At 39.9% G+C, this 14629-nt stretch carries 12 protein-coding genes; 6 read left to right on the top strand and 6 right to left on the bottom strand.

Going from position 1 to position 14629, the window contains the following annotated elements; translation table 11 throughout:
* The first annotated feature begins 99 nt into the window (after nt 1-99).
* Nucleotides 100-1203: a 3-phosphoserine/phosphohydroxythreonine transaminase gene (gene serC, locus OCU78_RS07915; protein WP_137373104.1), complete on the top strand. Its 1104-nt coding sequence runs from the start codon at nt 100-102 to the stop codon at nt 1201-1203.
* Nucleotides 1204-1360: 157 nt separating this feature from the next.
* Here serC and cydC read toward each other — a convergent pair whose 3' ends face one another.
* From cydC to trxB, 3 genes are all read right to left on the bottom strand, one after another.
* Nucleotides 1361-3082, bottom strand: coding sequence for a heme ABC transporter ATP-binding protein/permease CydC (gene cydC, locus OCU78_RS07910; RefSeq protein WP_137373105.1), 1722 nt, complete (start codon nt 3080-3082; stop codon nt 1361-1363).
* Nucleotides 3075-4859, bottom strand: coding sequence for a heme ABC transporter permease/ATP-binding protein CydD (cydD, locus tag OCU78_RS07905; protein WP_137373106.1), 1785 nt, complete (start codon nt 4857-4859; stop codon nt 3075-3077). The genes cydC and cydD overlap by 8 nt, the downstream gene beginning before the upstream one ends.
* A gap of 135 nt (nt 4860-4994) precedes the next feature.
* The gene (gene trxB, locus OCU78_RS07900; protein ID WP_137373107.1) at nt 4995-5954 is read right to left on the bottom strand and encodes a thioredoxin-disulfide reductase; all 960 of its coding nucleotides are present in this window, start codon (nt 5952-5954) and stop codon (nt 4995-4997) included.
* 412 nt (nt 5955-6366) lie between these two features.
* Here trxB and OCU78_RS07895 point away from each other — a divergent pair, with 412 nt between their 5' ends.
* The 4 genes from OCU78_RS07895 (at nt 6367) to OCU78_RS07880 (ending at nt 9847) form a co-directional block, all read left to right on the top strand.
* Nucleotides 6367-6750 carry a DUF6575 domain-containing protein gene (locus OCU78_RS07895; RefSeq protein WP_137373108.1) on the top strand — a complete coding sequence of 128 codons (384 nt, stop codon included), beginning with the start codon at nt 6367-6369 and terminating at the stop codon, nt 6748-6750.
* A gap of 168 nt (nt 6751-6918) precedes the next feature.
* Nucleotides 6919-7500 carry a hypothetical protein gene (locus OCU78_RS07890; protein ID WP_137373109.1) on the top strand — a complete coding sequence of 194 codons (582 nt, stop codon included), beginning with the start codon at nt 6919-6921 and terminating at the stop codon, nt 7498-7500.
* Nucleotides 7501-7974: 474 nt separating this feature from the next.
* Nucleotides 7975-8631, top strand: a complete 657-nt coding sequence (locus OCU78_RS07885; protein ID WP_137373292.1) for a 2OG-Fe dioxygenase family protein — start codon at nt 7975-7977, stop codon at nt 8629-8631.
* On the top strand, nt 8615-9847 hold the full coding sequence (locus tag OCU78_RS07880) for a cysteine desulfurase-like protein (protein WP_137373110.1): 1233 nt from the start codon (nt 8615-8617) through the stop codon (nt 9845-9847). Before OCU78_RS07885 ends, OCU78_RS07880 begins: the two co-directional genes overlap by 17 nt.
* Nucleotides 9848-9896: 49 nt before the next feature.
* Here the strand turns inward: OCU78_RS07880 and OCU78_RS07875 are convergent, their stop codons facing one another.
* The gene (locus OCU78_RS07875) at nt 9897-10244 is read right to left on the bottom strand and encodes a c-type cytochrome (protein ID WP_137373111.1); all 348 of its coding nucleotides are present in this window, start codon (nt 10242-10244) and stop codon (nt 9897-9899) included.
* Between the two features lie 229 nt (nt 10245-10473).
* A complete protein-coding gene (locus OCU78_RS07870; protein ID WP_137373112.1) occupies nt 10474-11298 on the bottom strand; it encodes a DUF2797 domain-containing protein in 825 nt (274 codons plus the stop codon).
* A 311-nt stretch (nt 11299-11609) separates the two neighbouring features.
* Here OCU78_RS07870 and OCU78_RS07865 point away from each other — a divergent pair, with 311 nt between their 5' ends.
* The gene (locus tag OCU78_RS07865; RefSeq protein WP_137373113.1) at nt 11610-12905 is read left to right on the top strand and encodes a GGDEF domain-containing protein; all 1296 of its coding nucleotides are present in this window, start codon (nt 11610-11612) and stop codon (nt 12903-12905) included.
* A gap of 222 nt (nt 12906-13127) precedes the next feature.
* On the opposite strand, the gene OCU78_RS07860 is transcribed toward OCU78_RS07865, so the two are convergent.
* On the bottom strand, nt 13128-14498 hold the full coding sequence (locus tag OCU78_RS07860) for an SLC13 family permease (protein WP_137373114.1): 1371 nt from the start codon (nt 14496-14498) through the stop codon (nt 13128-13130).
* Between the last annotated feature and the right edge of the window lie 131 nt (nt 14499-14629).

The raw sequence follows: 14629 nt of genomic DNA, 5'->3' as shown, positions 1-14629 counted from the left end.
TACACAACAAAAGAGGTATTAAGACCTCTTTTGTTGCTTTTTATGTGACGTAAAACATGCTATTACTTGCACAGTTATTATTTAGATTTAGCAGGAGCAATGTCCCCAATGGAACCGAAAGTAGAGAATATATATAACTTTAGTGCTGGCCCCGCTACATTACCAAAGCCAGTAATGAAGCAAGCCCAAGCCGACTTTATTGATTGGAATGGTCTGGGCACTTCAGTGATGGAAATCAGCCACCGCAGTAAGGAGTTCATTAAGGTTGCTGACGAAGCAGAGCAAGATTTACGCGATCTGCTAAGCATTCCTGATAACTATAAAGTGCTTTTCTGCCATGGTGGTGCACGTGCTCAATTTGCAGCTGTTCCAATGAACCTACTTGGTCAATCCAAAAAAGCGACATATATCGATGCGGGTTACTGGGCTGAAAGTGCTGTAAATGAAGCAGAAAAATACTGCGAAGTTGATGCGTTTGATGCTAAGACAACCATTGATGGCAAAGCTGCGGTTATCCCTGCAAGTGAGTGGAAAGTTACAGCTGATTCAGCTTATGTACATTTCTGCCCGAACGAAACTATCGACGGAATCGAGATTAACGAACTTCCTCAAACCGATAAGCCTATTGTCGCTGATTTATCTTCTACGATTCTATCTCGCCAAATTGACGTGTCTAAATATGGTGTGATCTACGCGGGTGCTCAAAAGAACATTGGTCCTGCTGGTATCTGTATCGTTATTGTACGTGATGATTTATTGGAACTAGCAAGCGAGGCGTTACCAAGTGTATTGAGCTACAAAGTGCTGGCTGAAAAAGATTCAATGTTCAACACGCCGCCAACATACGCATGGTACTTATCTGGTTTGGTATTTAAGTGGTTGAAAGAACAAGGAGGCGTAGAAGCGATTGAGCATGTCAATCGTGAAAAAGCTGAGTTACTTTATAACCACATTGATGAGTCTGATTTCTATAAAAATGATGTTCATACCAATAACCGTTCTCGTATGAATGTACCATTCCAACTCGCTAAGCCTGAGCTTGATGCTCAATTTTTAGAGCTCGCTGATAAAGCTGGTTTGAAGTCTTTAAAAGGGCACCGAGCTGTTGGCGGGATGCGAGCGTCTATTTATAACGCGATGTCACTTGAAGGTGTTCAAGCCCTTGTTGATTTCATGAAAGCATTTGAAAAAGACAACGCATAATAATCGTCTTGATTTAATGCTACTTTAAGCGTTAAATATTCAGCGCGATAAACTATCACGATAAACAATAAAAAAGCTCCTAAATAGGAGCTTTTTTGTTAGCGAAGTTTCAAGCTAAATTAATTTCTAAGTGATATTAATTTTCAAATTATATCGCCTACAAAGCTTGGTGCAGCTGGTGGTATCGTCCTTTATCAGCTAGCAATTGAGAGTGTGATCCCTTCTCAATAATTGCACCTTGTTCTATTAGAACAATTGAATCCATTTTTGAGAGTCCAACCAAACGGTGTGTAATAAATATAACCGTTTTACCTTCAAAGTGTTCATCGAAGAGTGACATGATACTGCTTTCAGTCTGCTTATCTAACCCTTCTGTTGGTTCATCTAACAGTAGAATTGGGGCATTATGCAAAATTGCACGGGCAATACCAATTCGGCGCTTTTCACCACCAGAAAGCTGTCTACCGCCATCACCTAGCCATGCATCTAATGCAGTATCATCCAGCAATTTCACAAGCCCAACTTTAGTAAGTAGTTCACTCAATTCTGTATCTGAGGCATCAGGCTTCGCAATTAATAAGTTATCACGCAGTGAGCCGTTAAGAATATCAACACGTTGACTTACAACACTGATTGAATCTCTTAATTGTTTCTCGCTCCATTGTTTTAATGAAGTGCCTGCAATAGAAATGTCGCCATTTTTCGGATCCCAGTAACGAGTCAGTAACTGTATTAATGTTGATTTACCTGAGCCAGTTTGTCCTACAATCGCCATTTTACTTTTTGCTGGAATGGACAATTCAACGTTTGAAAGAACATTGTGTTCAGAATCTGGGTAATTAAACGTCACATCAGAAAATTGGATATCTAGTTCAGATGATAATGAAGCCGCTTGTTCTGGAAATTCAACGTCTGGCTTTGTCAGAATAACTTCATTAAGTCGCTTAGCTGAAGACAGTGTTTGACCTAGGTATTGGAAAGCGCCGGCGATTGGCATTAATAATTCGAAACTTGCCATAGTTGCAAACGCCATCAAAGCGATAAACGGGTCTGGCGCATTTCCGCCAACACCATCAGAGGATAACCACAGAATAAGTACCAGTGTCCAACCGTTAAGCAGCATCAACAGCGCAGAAGCGAGCCCGGTTAAGTTGGCGTTAACATATTGGTTATTCATCAACTTCTGCTGAGAAACTAAGATTGCGTTACGGTAGCGCTCTTCTGCACCGAATAGGGTAAGCTCACTGTACCCTTCAATCCAATCTAGCGTCGTGATTCGTAAATTCGCTTTGTTTTGGGTGAGTTGCCCACCGTTACGCTGTCCTAGCTTGTAAAAAAGTACAGGCCATACTGCAAGGAGAACGACTAAAATCCCACCAAGAAGCAAGCCTAAGGAACTGTCAAACCACATTAGAAATGACGTTAAGCAAAGAATACCAAGAACACCAACGGTGACAGGGCTAACAAGTCTTAGGTAGACATGATCCATTGCATCGACATCGGCGACTAAGCGATTTAATAAATCGGCATCACGCAGATTGGATATGCGTCCAGGGATTAACGGAGTCAGCTTCTGGAAGAAGAAAATTCGAAGATCGGTTAAAAGCTTAAATGTAGCATTGTGGCTAACAACACGTTCACCCCAGCGACCGGCAGTTCGGCTCATAGCAAGCCCGCGGACACCGCCTCCAGGTAACATGTAGTTGAATGTTTCACGTGCGATGGTGAGACCAGCTACTGCTGATGCGGAAATAAACCAACCAGATAAAGTCAGCAAACCGATTGAGGCCGAAAGCGTAGCAAATGCCAGTAGCATGCCTAGCGATAAGCCAAACCAGTGTTTTTTGTAGAGTTTAAGGTAAGGCAGTAAATCACGCATCTAAATTACCCTCATTGTTATGTTGAGCTAAATTCGCGCTGAGCATTTCTTCAAATAAACCACCCGCTTGAGACAGTTGCTGATAATTGCCTTGTTCAAGCAGCTTTCCGTTTTGCATGACAAGGATTTTATCGACGGCTTTAAGAGGTTCGAGTTGATGGGTCACCAGTAATGCTGTTTTGTCATCAATATTAGAATTGATGCCTTGCATAACCAGTTGCTCACTGCGAGCGTCTAAACTTGCTGTCGGTTCATCCAATAGCCAAAACTGTCCGTTTTGAATCATTGCACGAGCGAGTGCTAGACGTTGAGATTGACCGACTGACAAACCACCTGAACGATCTGAAATCATGTATTCAAGACCATGTTGGTTGACGAATTCATCAGCGTGAGATTGCGACAGTGCTTGATGGATGTCAGATTCAGAGATTTCTTGTTTACCTAGCGTGACATTGTCTTTAATAGTTCCATGAAGCAGTAATGGGTTTTGACCAACCCAGCTGATTTGTTTTCTCCATGAAGCCAAATCAAGTTCTCGTAACTCTATACCATTGATCTTCAAACTACCTTCATAGGGCATGAAACCTAAAATAGCGTTGATCAAGCTGGTTTTACCGGCACCACTTGGACCAACTAATGCAGTTGATTGTTGTGGGTCTAAAATAAATGAAATTGGACCGACAAGCTCAACACCTTCCGGGCTGATTACTTTTAGATCGCTGGCTTCAACTGAGATACTGCTAGGGGATGCCAAATCAATATTGCCCGACTTAACTTTAGTAATATCAGTATCCAAAAACTCCACAATGCTTTCTGCTGCACCTACTGCTTGCTGTTTAGCATGGTAAAACGTACCCAAATCTCTCAGAGGCTGATAAAACTCGGGAGCTAAAATTAAAATAAACAAGCCAGCGAATAGAGTGACACCCACACCATAGTGACCAAAGTTAAGTTCACCAATATAGCTAAAACCGAAATAAACCGCGGTCATTGCAATTGAAAGCGAAGTGAAGAACTCAAGAACAGCAGATGATAAGAAAGCTATTTTCAAAACATCCATTGTACGGGTTCTGAATACTTCAGATGCACCGCGTAGGACTTCGGTTTCTGCATCTGCTCGGTTGAACAGACGAATGGTCGTCATTGACTGCAATCGATCGTAAAAGTGACCGGATAAACGCTGTAATGCTTTGAAGTTTTTACGGTTAGCATCAGCCGCTTTCATTCCAACAAGTGCCATAAACATTGGAACAAGAGGAGCAGTCAAAAGGAAAATTAAACCAGCAGCCCAGTTAATGGGGAAGACCACAACCAAAATGATGAACGGGATAAAAACCGAGAGGGACATTTGAGGGAGATAACGAGAGAAGAAATCTTGCATGTCTTCAACTTGTTCTAAAAGCAAAGTTGCCCAGCTACCAGCGGGTTTGCCTTTGATGTAGGCAGGCCCCAACTCTCTGAGTTTGTCCAAGATCAGCTGTCTTATATAGATTCGAATTTGCTCACCACATCGGTAACCAGCAATTTCTCGTCCCCAAGTACAGCCCGCTCGTCCAACAACTGAAAGTGCTAAACCAATAAAATGCATGACAAGTTCGGACTTATCGACATTTTCAATAATGAGCTGATGAAGAATAGAGGCAAGTAGGGCAGCTTGTACCAGCAAAAAAATGCTTGAAAGTACGCCAAGGCCAATAGCAATCATAAGCCAGCGCTTAGCTAACTTACTTTGCTGTTTAAGCCACTTATTCAAGGTGCGTTGTTTTGTCTTATCCATTATGAAGGCTTAATGATAATTATTCTTAGGTTTGAAGTCGGGTAGTATACAAAAGAAAGCCCAGTGGATATACCACTGGGCTGTATGGATTTATGACAATTTTGGATAATTGTTACATAAACATGAATTCGATTTTTATTTATCCGTCAGTGCGTCAAGAAATCGTTCTGCATCAAGAGCAGCCATGCAGCCAGTACCAGCTGAAGTAATGGCTTGGCGATAGTTATGATCCATAACATCACCAGCAGCGAATACACCTTCAACACTAGTCTGTGTTGCATTACCTTCTAAGCCTGATTGAACAATGATGTAATCATCTTTCATCTCTAACTGACCTTTGAAGATAGTAGTATTTGGTTGGTGGCCAATAGCAATAAACGCACCCATAACTTCTATATCTTCAGTTTTATCAGATTGAGTATCCTTTATACGCACGGCTGTAACGCCCATGTCGTCACCCAGCACTTCATCTAAAGTTCGATCAGTATGAAGAATGATATTTCCATTCTCGACTTTATCCATGAGACGCTTGATTAGGATCTTTTCAGCACGGAACGTTTCGCGGCGGTGAATCAAATGAACTTCAGATGCGATGTTAGAAAGGTAAAGAGCCTCTTCAACAGCAGTGTTACCACCACCTACAACTGCAACTTTTTGATTGCGGTAAAAGAAACCATCGCAAGTCGCACATGCTGATACGCCACGTCCTTTAAATGCTTCTTCTGACTCTAAACCTAGATATTTTGCAGAAGCACCAGTAGAAATAATCAGTGCATCACAAGTGAACTCACCTGCATCGCCTTTTAGTCTGAATGGACGCTGAGATAAATCGACCTCATTGATATGGTCGAATAGAATTTCAGTTTCAAAACGTTCAGCATGCTCTTTCATGCGTTCCATTAAATCAGGACCAGTTAAGCCTTCTGCGTCTCCTGGCCAGTTTTCTACTTCAGTTGTTGTGGTTAATTGACCACCTTGCTGCATACCAGTCACAAGCACTGGATTTAAATTAGCGCGTGCTGCATAAACAGCAGCGGTATAGCCGGCAGGGCCAGAACCAAGAATTAATAAATTACAATGCTTTACGTCGCTCATGAGGACTCCAAACTTGAATACGTTTTTATTTTTTATAGCCTAGGATTGTATGGAAAATATGGAGGCAATAAAAGTTTAAACAAGACCTCGATTGTAATTAATGGTTATAGGTTAGAACATAAGGTGATTTTTATGAACCTAAGTAAATCAAGGGTTTGCTTCATTATCAATAGGTTAGCCAATGGTGCTCGCTGTATGTACATATAAAGGCTCATTTCGGGGACCTCTGCCGCCATCTTGTCGCCACTATTTATTGAGTGCCTGATTGAGCAGGCTTCTATGTTTCATGACTTGTCTGACGTCTGTTAAGTTTCTAACAGGCTCAGTAAATAACTGTATATAAATACAGTATTTCATTGTAAGCTTAAATCTAATGTTTGATAAGCAAAGTCATGAACATGAGGAACAAGCAATGAACTTACTCCCTACAGGAACGCAGCTAGGAAAGTTAGAACTAATTGAAATGTATGATGATTTATTAGGACCTAAGTGTTTCTCTGTGAAAAATGAACACACTCAAAGGTATATGGTGTACTGGAGTGGGGATTATGATGAAGGTTCCTGTATTAAATGGGCTTACATACCCGTCACTAAGCCTTTGTTAGCAAATTTGCTCAACAACCAAGTGAGTTTCCATGACGCATTTCACCAAGCTGCTGAGCTGTATATTGCTTCAATTTATTCTGACGGAGTAGGAAAAGCCGCGAAGGTAGAGCGGGTCAATGGAATGAATAAGCACTTGGTAAACCTGCCTCCCCTAGATTTTGAAATTGACCTTGAAGAAGCATGCCTGTAGTCGCGAAAATGTACTACTTACCGATCAACTTTAGTATGTATGGCAAAGCTTTGTGATCAATGCAACAGATTGTATCTCTAAGTCTTTTATAAAATTCAACTCATTGAAAAATAATATATATTACATCTCAAACGTTATTTGGATATATAAGAGAAGAATGAGAAAGATATGGAAATAAAACAAAAGAAATTTTCTAATAAGCATGTATTCAAATTTGGTGATGAGTCATTAAACTTTGCTTTTAAAGATAAGACAGGTTCCGACGATTTTGATCTCCACTATGCTAATTTTCCTGATAAATCTTCAGTAAGCATTGAGCGAAATGAATGGTTGAGAAATGTTGGTGGTTTATGGTGTTTGCTGGGTTGTTATCAATTAGGGACGGCTATTTATAACGATTTACCATTAACAGGTCGTGGTTTTTGGCTTTTAATTGGGCTACTTTGCTTAGGTTGGTTTGCGTTTACAAAAATTAAATACTCAGTCTTTAAAACAGAATATGGGAATATTTTTGTCATGAATGACAGAAAGCATGATCAGATTATTGATGAAATAAAGAGTCGGAAAAAAGCACAGTTATCTGCATGGTACGGTGAAATAAATTTAGACAACGGCTTAGATCATGAAATAAGTAAATTTAGATGGTTAGCTGAGATGGATGTCATCACAGATCAAGAAGCGGAAGAAAAGATAGCAGCAGTCGAGTTTGCTCATAAGAGTGATGATTCGCATGGAAATATATTGAACTAGTATCAAAAAAGGACTTTGAAAAGTTAGAGTGAGTCGAGCTCCCCCCGAACTTGGCTCTTATTGAGTATTATTAACTTATCGCTCGTATAAACTACGAGCAACGTTTCACTATAAAAAGCCCACAAATTAGATTCCCCATCTCACCTGCTTAACCAAAAAATTAAGAATGCCATGACTTTTGCTATTTATTGGCGAAAAGGGACTTAAATCATTTATAAATATTATTCACTAATAATTACGAATAATTTAACCGATTATATTGAACTAGTGAAGTGTTCTGGATTTTGATGTTGCCTAACTTTTAAATTGGAGAGTGTGACTGGTTTTTTGGTTATTAATGGTTATTAACTTTGTTTTAACTGAAAAAGTAAAACTTTGAGCTGTATAAGCTTGTTTTGGCGGAATTATTGCGTATCCTTTTGATGTAAATTAAATGTTAAAAGTAAATGAATAACAATCATTAAGGAGTCGATGATGTTACATGCTCGCGAGAATACCTTACATATTACGCACCTAAGTAATCATGCTATTGAGGAACTTTCACCTTCATTTTCTCAGCTTCCAAGTACTGAACATGCTGATGGTAAATACCGTTTACGTCGATACTCTGTTGTGCGGTTTTGTGAAGGTAAAGTCGTGGAGCAAGATAAACATAATTTCGTCCAATCAGATGATATAAACCATTTTCAAGGCAACGTTGTTAGGCAATTTGAAGCTATTGAGCCGCAGATCCTAAACGGTGTAGGTATGCAAGAAATGTGTGCGCTATTTACTCGAAGCAACGAACTGCAAGATGGGCAAGAAATTGAAATTCACCAGATGCGTATTTCTGCTATTTATGAAGAAACTCAAGTTGCACCAGAAGGAGTGCATCAAGATGGTTTCGATCATATTGCTTTAGTAGGTATTTCTCGACATAACATTGTTGGGGGAGAAATCATGCTGTATCAAGATTATAACGAAGCTCCGTTTTTTAGAAAAATACTGAATAACGGTGAAGTGGCGATTCTAGCGGATAGTAAACTATGGCATAACGCGCAACCTATTCGAACGATAGAATATGATCAAGCTGGCCATATGGATGTATTTGTACTTACGGCAAAGGATGCTCGCAATGCACTTCAATCTTAATGAAATTCGCCAACAGTTTAGTGCTTTAGGTCAGTATCACAACGATAAACCAGTGACGTTTTTTGATGGTCCGGGTGGCTCTCAAGCTCCTGAATCCGTCCTTTCGTCTATGACTGAATATTTAGGGCACTTTAATGCTAATTTAGGTGGTCATTATTTCTCAAGTCAAAAAACAACAAGTCTCATGCAGCAAGCTAGAGAGTCTGCACAAGCTTTATTAAATGCTGAGTCTTCGGGAAATATTGTATTTGGCGCAAATATGACGTCTTTAACTTTCCAGCTAAGTCGTACCATCAGTCGAGATTGGTCGGAAGGTGATGAAGTGATTGTGACAGCTCTTGATCATTATTCGAATGTATCGAGTTGGAAGCAAGCAGCAGAAGATAAAGGTGTTATTGTTCACCAAGTTCGTGTGAATGAACATGATTGCAGCTTAGATATGGACCATCTTAAGTCTTTATTGAATGCTAAAACGAAATTGGTCGCAGTGACGTTTGCATCGAATACAACAGGCTCAATTGTTGATGTAGAGGGCGTGGTTAAGTTGGCTCACGATGTTGGTGCTCAAGTGTATGTGGATGCTGTTCATTACGCTCCCCACCATTTAGTTGATGTGCAGAAACTTAATTGTGATTTTTTAGTTTGTTCGGCGTATAAGTTTTTTGGTCCCCATATCGGAATTGCGTATATTGCTCCTCAATGGTTGCATACTTTAAATCCATATAAGGTAGAACCTGCAACAAATGTTGGACCTGGCAGGTTTGAAACCGGCACTCAAAGTTTTGAAGCGCTTGCTGGGCTGATTGCTGCTATCGAGTACCTGGCGCAATTAGGTGATGCAGATGCATCATTGAGAAGAAGGTTAGAGCAAAGCTATAAGCTTTATAATCAACATGAATCTAAGTTGAGTGAGTATTTTTTGACTCGTTTAGCTGAGTTGGAAGGTGTGACGTTATATGGCCGTACTGAGCACGACTCTGAGCGAAGAACACCAACTTTCGCGATTACGTTTGCTAAGTACTCAACAGAGTACATAGCCCGTTTGTTAGGTGAACATAACATTTGTGTTTGGAATGGGCATTTTTATGCATTAGGTCTTGTTCGTCAGCTTAATATTGAGGAGCAGGGTGTTGTCAGAATTGGCTGTATGCACTACAACTCAATTGAAGAAATTGATCTGCTATTTAATGTACTAGAAGGGATAACTAGAAGTTAACTCTTTTTCAATAGTGATTAGATTAATGACGATCTTTGGGTCGTCATTTTTATTTATTGCTATCACTACTTTCTGAATCTACTTTTGATAGATATAAAGCGATGAGCTTTATTTCTTCAACGGTATACTCATCAATGACCAGTTCCATCAAAGGATATAAGCCACTCTTTCGTGTTTTATTAGAAAATGCGAGTAACTGACTCACTAAATATTCTTCACTTTGTCCATTAATTTTAGGGTAAGTAGAAATTAAGGGCTCTGATCCTGTTGAACCATGGCAGTTTACACAACCACCTTTGTCTTGCATTGAATAGAGTTGTTTTCCTAATTCGAAGTCACTTGTGGCATAACTGCATAATGAAAATAGAGATAAGTATATAAAGGTGAAGATCTTCATAAGGACTTCTTTTATCGTATTTAATGATTAATTAATGCTATCAGATAAGCATTTTTATGCATAATTGGAATGACTGAAAATTACTATGAAGTCTCATTTGCTAAGATAAAATTACTTAGGCGTTACACGAATAAAGAAGTGATATGGGTGGGAAAGAGTTAAGGATCTTCAGCGTATCGACATATGAGGTAAATACGCTGAATTAAATTTATCTCTAAAGCAACAATGACTAAGCCGATACCTCAACTTCGTAAGAGCTAAATTTACGAATATTGATAACCCCAGTATCTAAGATTAGGTACTGACCTTTTATACCTTGCAGAGTCCCTGTTACTTCAGGGTTCTTATCAAAATTGTGAGACGTAATCTTAACCGGATGCTGCTCTACCGGGTAGCTTAAAGGTGTGATGCTTTCGCTTAACACTTCTACTGCATCATCCCCGTATTTTGCCTTTATTTCTGAAATAGTATTTTCTGCCAATGGTAAAAGCTCTTTAGCTCGCTCTATTAATTCAATATCGTCCCCATCGCCTTTTAGCAATGTTCGCCAGTTGGTTTTGTCTGCGATATGTTTCGCTAGCTCAATCTCAATTAAACCAGAGATATGACGAGTTTTTACTTTCAATATCGGTAAGCCTTGAGTCGCACCTTGATCTATCCAACGCGTTGGGATCTGAGTATGACGCGTGATCCCCACTTTTAAGCTGGAGGTATTAGATAGGTATACAAAATGATCTACCATGCAGTTATCTTCACCCCATTGAGGTTCACGGCATGTGCCTTCTTCATAGTGACAAGTTTCTGGCTTCATTATGCACATATCGCAACTCGCCAGTTTACGCATACATACGAAACAGTGACCTTGTGAATAACTTTTCTTGGTTTTCTTACCACACGCACTACAAAAAATGTTACCGGTATGGGTGAGAGTGATGGATTGACCGATGAGTGGATTTAGTTCCACAAATTCATTTCCTACAGGTAGGCGATAAGAGACGGTACCATCAAGAGAAGCACTCATTTTTTTGAGTGTCCCTGTTGCTAATAAAGACATGACATTACTCGAAATAATTATATTTACGCCCAGAACCCTACATTCGTTCGATGCTTAATAGTCACTGAGCTAGTTTCTTGAGTATATCAAACAGTTGATGAATTTGGCTTTAGATATGTTCTGAGATAGAGCATTGGTGCATTTTCTTCATTAATTTGATGAGCCATTAAGCTTTTTTATTTTAGTGTATGACATATTACAAACTCGTGATATAAAGTTAATGATAATAGACTGAATAAAAGTAAGCCAATTGGCTTAGTTCGATTCAGTGGCACAACAATTAACTTAATACTCTTCAGGAAGCTACAACCGTGAAATGGGCACATAAAATAGTCATATTTTTAGTGGTATCAACACTCGCAGCAGTTCAGTACTATCGGCTTAATGGCAACACAGTTTTAATTGCGATCGACCCTGAAGAGTACGCATTTTTTGCAACATCCGATAGAATTGATCGTGGGAAAAGTATTTCCCAGCTGTCTATTGAAGATGGGTTGTATACGTTAAATTGTGAGCTCGTTGATTCGGAATATCCCTGGCCATATTGTGGGCTGTCTATACATATCAACCCTGATCCTTCCATTGGTTTGGATCTTTCTCGTTACCATACTTTCCGCGTTAACATCGATTACATTACAGATGAAAAATCGAGTGGGCGATTACGAACGTATCTCCGAAACTATAATCCTGCTTACTCCACGTTAGATGATGAACATACTCATAAATACAACGGCATGGAGTTCTCCCCAGGTGTAAGCCAAGGCGTACTTGAAATCCCGATAGCCAATTTGCAAGTCATGACATGGTGGTTGGCGGATAATGATATCGCTATGGAATATTCTGCTCCTGAATACAGCAATGTGAATAAGGTTGAGTTTGCCACTGGTTCTGGTGCAAAACTTGGGACACATAAAATCATTATTCGTAGTATTGAATTTGAAGGTTCATACATAGCCGCCGACAACTTTTTCCTACTGTTATTGGGTGTATGGGTCAGTACTGGTGTTATATTCATTATTGTTGAGCTAAATCGTTCCCGTAAAGCTGTAGCCAAAGCTGAAAGGCGACACCTACACCTAAAGCATGTTAACCAAGTCTTGCGTGAGCAAAACTTTGAATATTCAGAGATGGCACACCGCGATGAATTGACTGGCACTTTGAATAGACACGCGGTGCGGGATTGGCTGAAACTGCAAGCTCAACAAGTAAAATCTGAGCAAGGGCAGTTGGTTATGCTTTATTTCGATATTGATTACTTTAAGCAGATTAATGATAAATATGGTCACCAAATGGGCGATGATATTTTACGTGAGTTTAGTATGGTGATGGGTAGCGGAATTAACCAAACCGATAAGTTGGTTCGCTGGGGAGGGGAAGAGTTTATTATATTTTGTCCAGAAACGAGTTTAAGTGAGGGTCAAAATAAAGCAGAAAGAATTCGCCACCTAGTTGAGCAGCATTTATGGGTTCATGGAGATGGCATGACATGCAGTGTAGGTGTGGCGGCGATGAGGCATGAACGAGTAACAGAGACTATTGCGCGAGCGGACGAGGCTTTATACCAAGCTAAACATTTAGGCAGAAATAAGGTTGTCGTCAGTTATTAAGTTCGGGTTCATTATCCCAAACGTTGTTGAGAATAAAAAAAGGTGGCAAAAGCCACCAAAAGGGAAACTGCTGGAAAGGTATGTTCAAATCATCGGGGAAGAAGGTTTGATTTTTCCTGCAGAGTAGTGCTCATTTACGCCGTTAGCTAAACGGCGTTTTAATGTTTTTTGATTTAGTTTCATGCATCAACCAGAGTTGATGACTCGCTATCTATCTAAGGCTTACCAGAATATCCACGCGAATAAAGTAAGAACTAAGATACACACCACATTGAGAACCATACCAACACGCATCATTTCGCTTTGCTTGATATGACCTGATGCAAACACAATGGCATTGGGTGGTGTCGCGACTGGTAGCATAAAGGCGCATGATGCAGCCACTGCAATAAGAGCTGACAGGATCACCGGTGACATACCTAACGCTTCTGCTATTGTCGCAAATACAGGGACAAGCAATGCAGCACTTGCGGTATTACTTGCAAATTCTGTTAAGAAAACAACAAACGCCACGACGGCTAAAATAGTCAGCAATACACCTGCTTGTTCTAAGAATCCGCTTAATGAATGTGCTAAGAAAACGCTGGTTCCAGTAGCCTTCAATATGTTACTTAAACAGATACCTCCACCAAACAGAACTAGTACTCCCCAGTCTGTAGTTTTTTCAATGTCTTTCCATTCAACAGCACGAGATGCACCAAGCAGGACAATAGCACCAATAGCAACCAAGCTATCAAACTTAGAGAACCCACCTATCATGGCATTTATTGGTTTTCCAAAAATCCAGAGTGTTACTGTGAGTAAGAAAATTGAAAGAGTGATTTTTTTGCTGTTTGTCCACTCAACTGGTTTATGGTCTAACTCAAATGTATGGTTTAGTTGAGGTTTCGTCATGGCATAAAGGATGATCATCGCAATCGGCATTAATACTAGAGAGATAGGTAAACCTAGCGCCATCCATTCTGTAAAACTTAAGCCTACTTCCGCAGCTGCAATAGCATTAGGCGGGCTACCGACTAAAGTTGCTATACCACCAATTGAAGCACAATAAGCGATACCTAAAAGAACAAATACATAGGTATTTCTGTCTTCTCTTTGATCGACTTTGTTCATCACACCAAGTACTAGAGGTAACATCATTGCGGTAGTCGCGGTATTGGATATCCACATAGACAGTCCAGCACTTACTCCAAATAGCATGAAGATGGCAACAGACATTTTACCTTTAGCAATGATTAAAACTTTATCGGCAATGGCTTTATCTAATTCTTGTTTATTTAACGCGGCAGCGAGAGCAAAGCCACCCAAGAATAAAAAGATAATAGGGTTCGAAAAGTTTGACAGTGCCGTGGATGTATTGAATACGCCAAATAACACCGCCAGTAATGGCACAAGCAAAGCGGTAATGCTCACATGTATAGCTTCTGTTAACCATAAAACGGCAACGAAAACCAAAATGCTTAGCCCGGTATTGACGCTAGATTCAAAAGGTAATGTGGATAAAAGAATGGTAAATAAAAGTATATTGCCGATTAAAATCATGCTGTTACGTGTGAACAGCCAGTGCTTCAGTGTGGTGACCAATGCCGTCATAAGACGCTCCTTTTGCTGGACCTCGTTCTGCTTTTACAGCTTATTATTGACGAGGTAGACCATGGTTAACTTCGTGTAAGGTGTAAACTTTGTTGGAAGAATGTTACTTAGGTTAAGGAGTGTGTGTTGGT

This window comes from Vibrio gallaecicus, assembly GCF_024347495.1.
Classification (GTDB): domain Bacteria; phylum Pseudomonadota; class Gammaproteobacteria; order Enterobacterales; family Vibrionaceae; genus Vibrio; species Vibrio gallaecicus.
The sequence above is the reverse complement of the archived record's forward strand: the minus strand, read 5'-3'. Positions and strand labels throughout refer to the sequence as shown.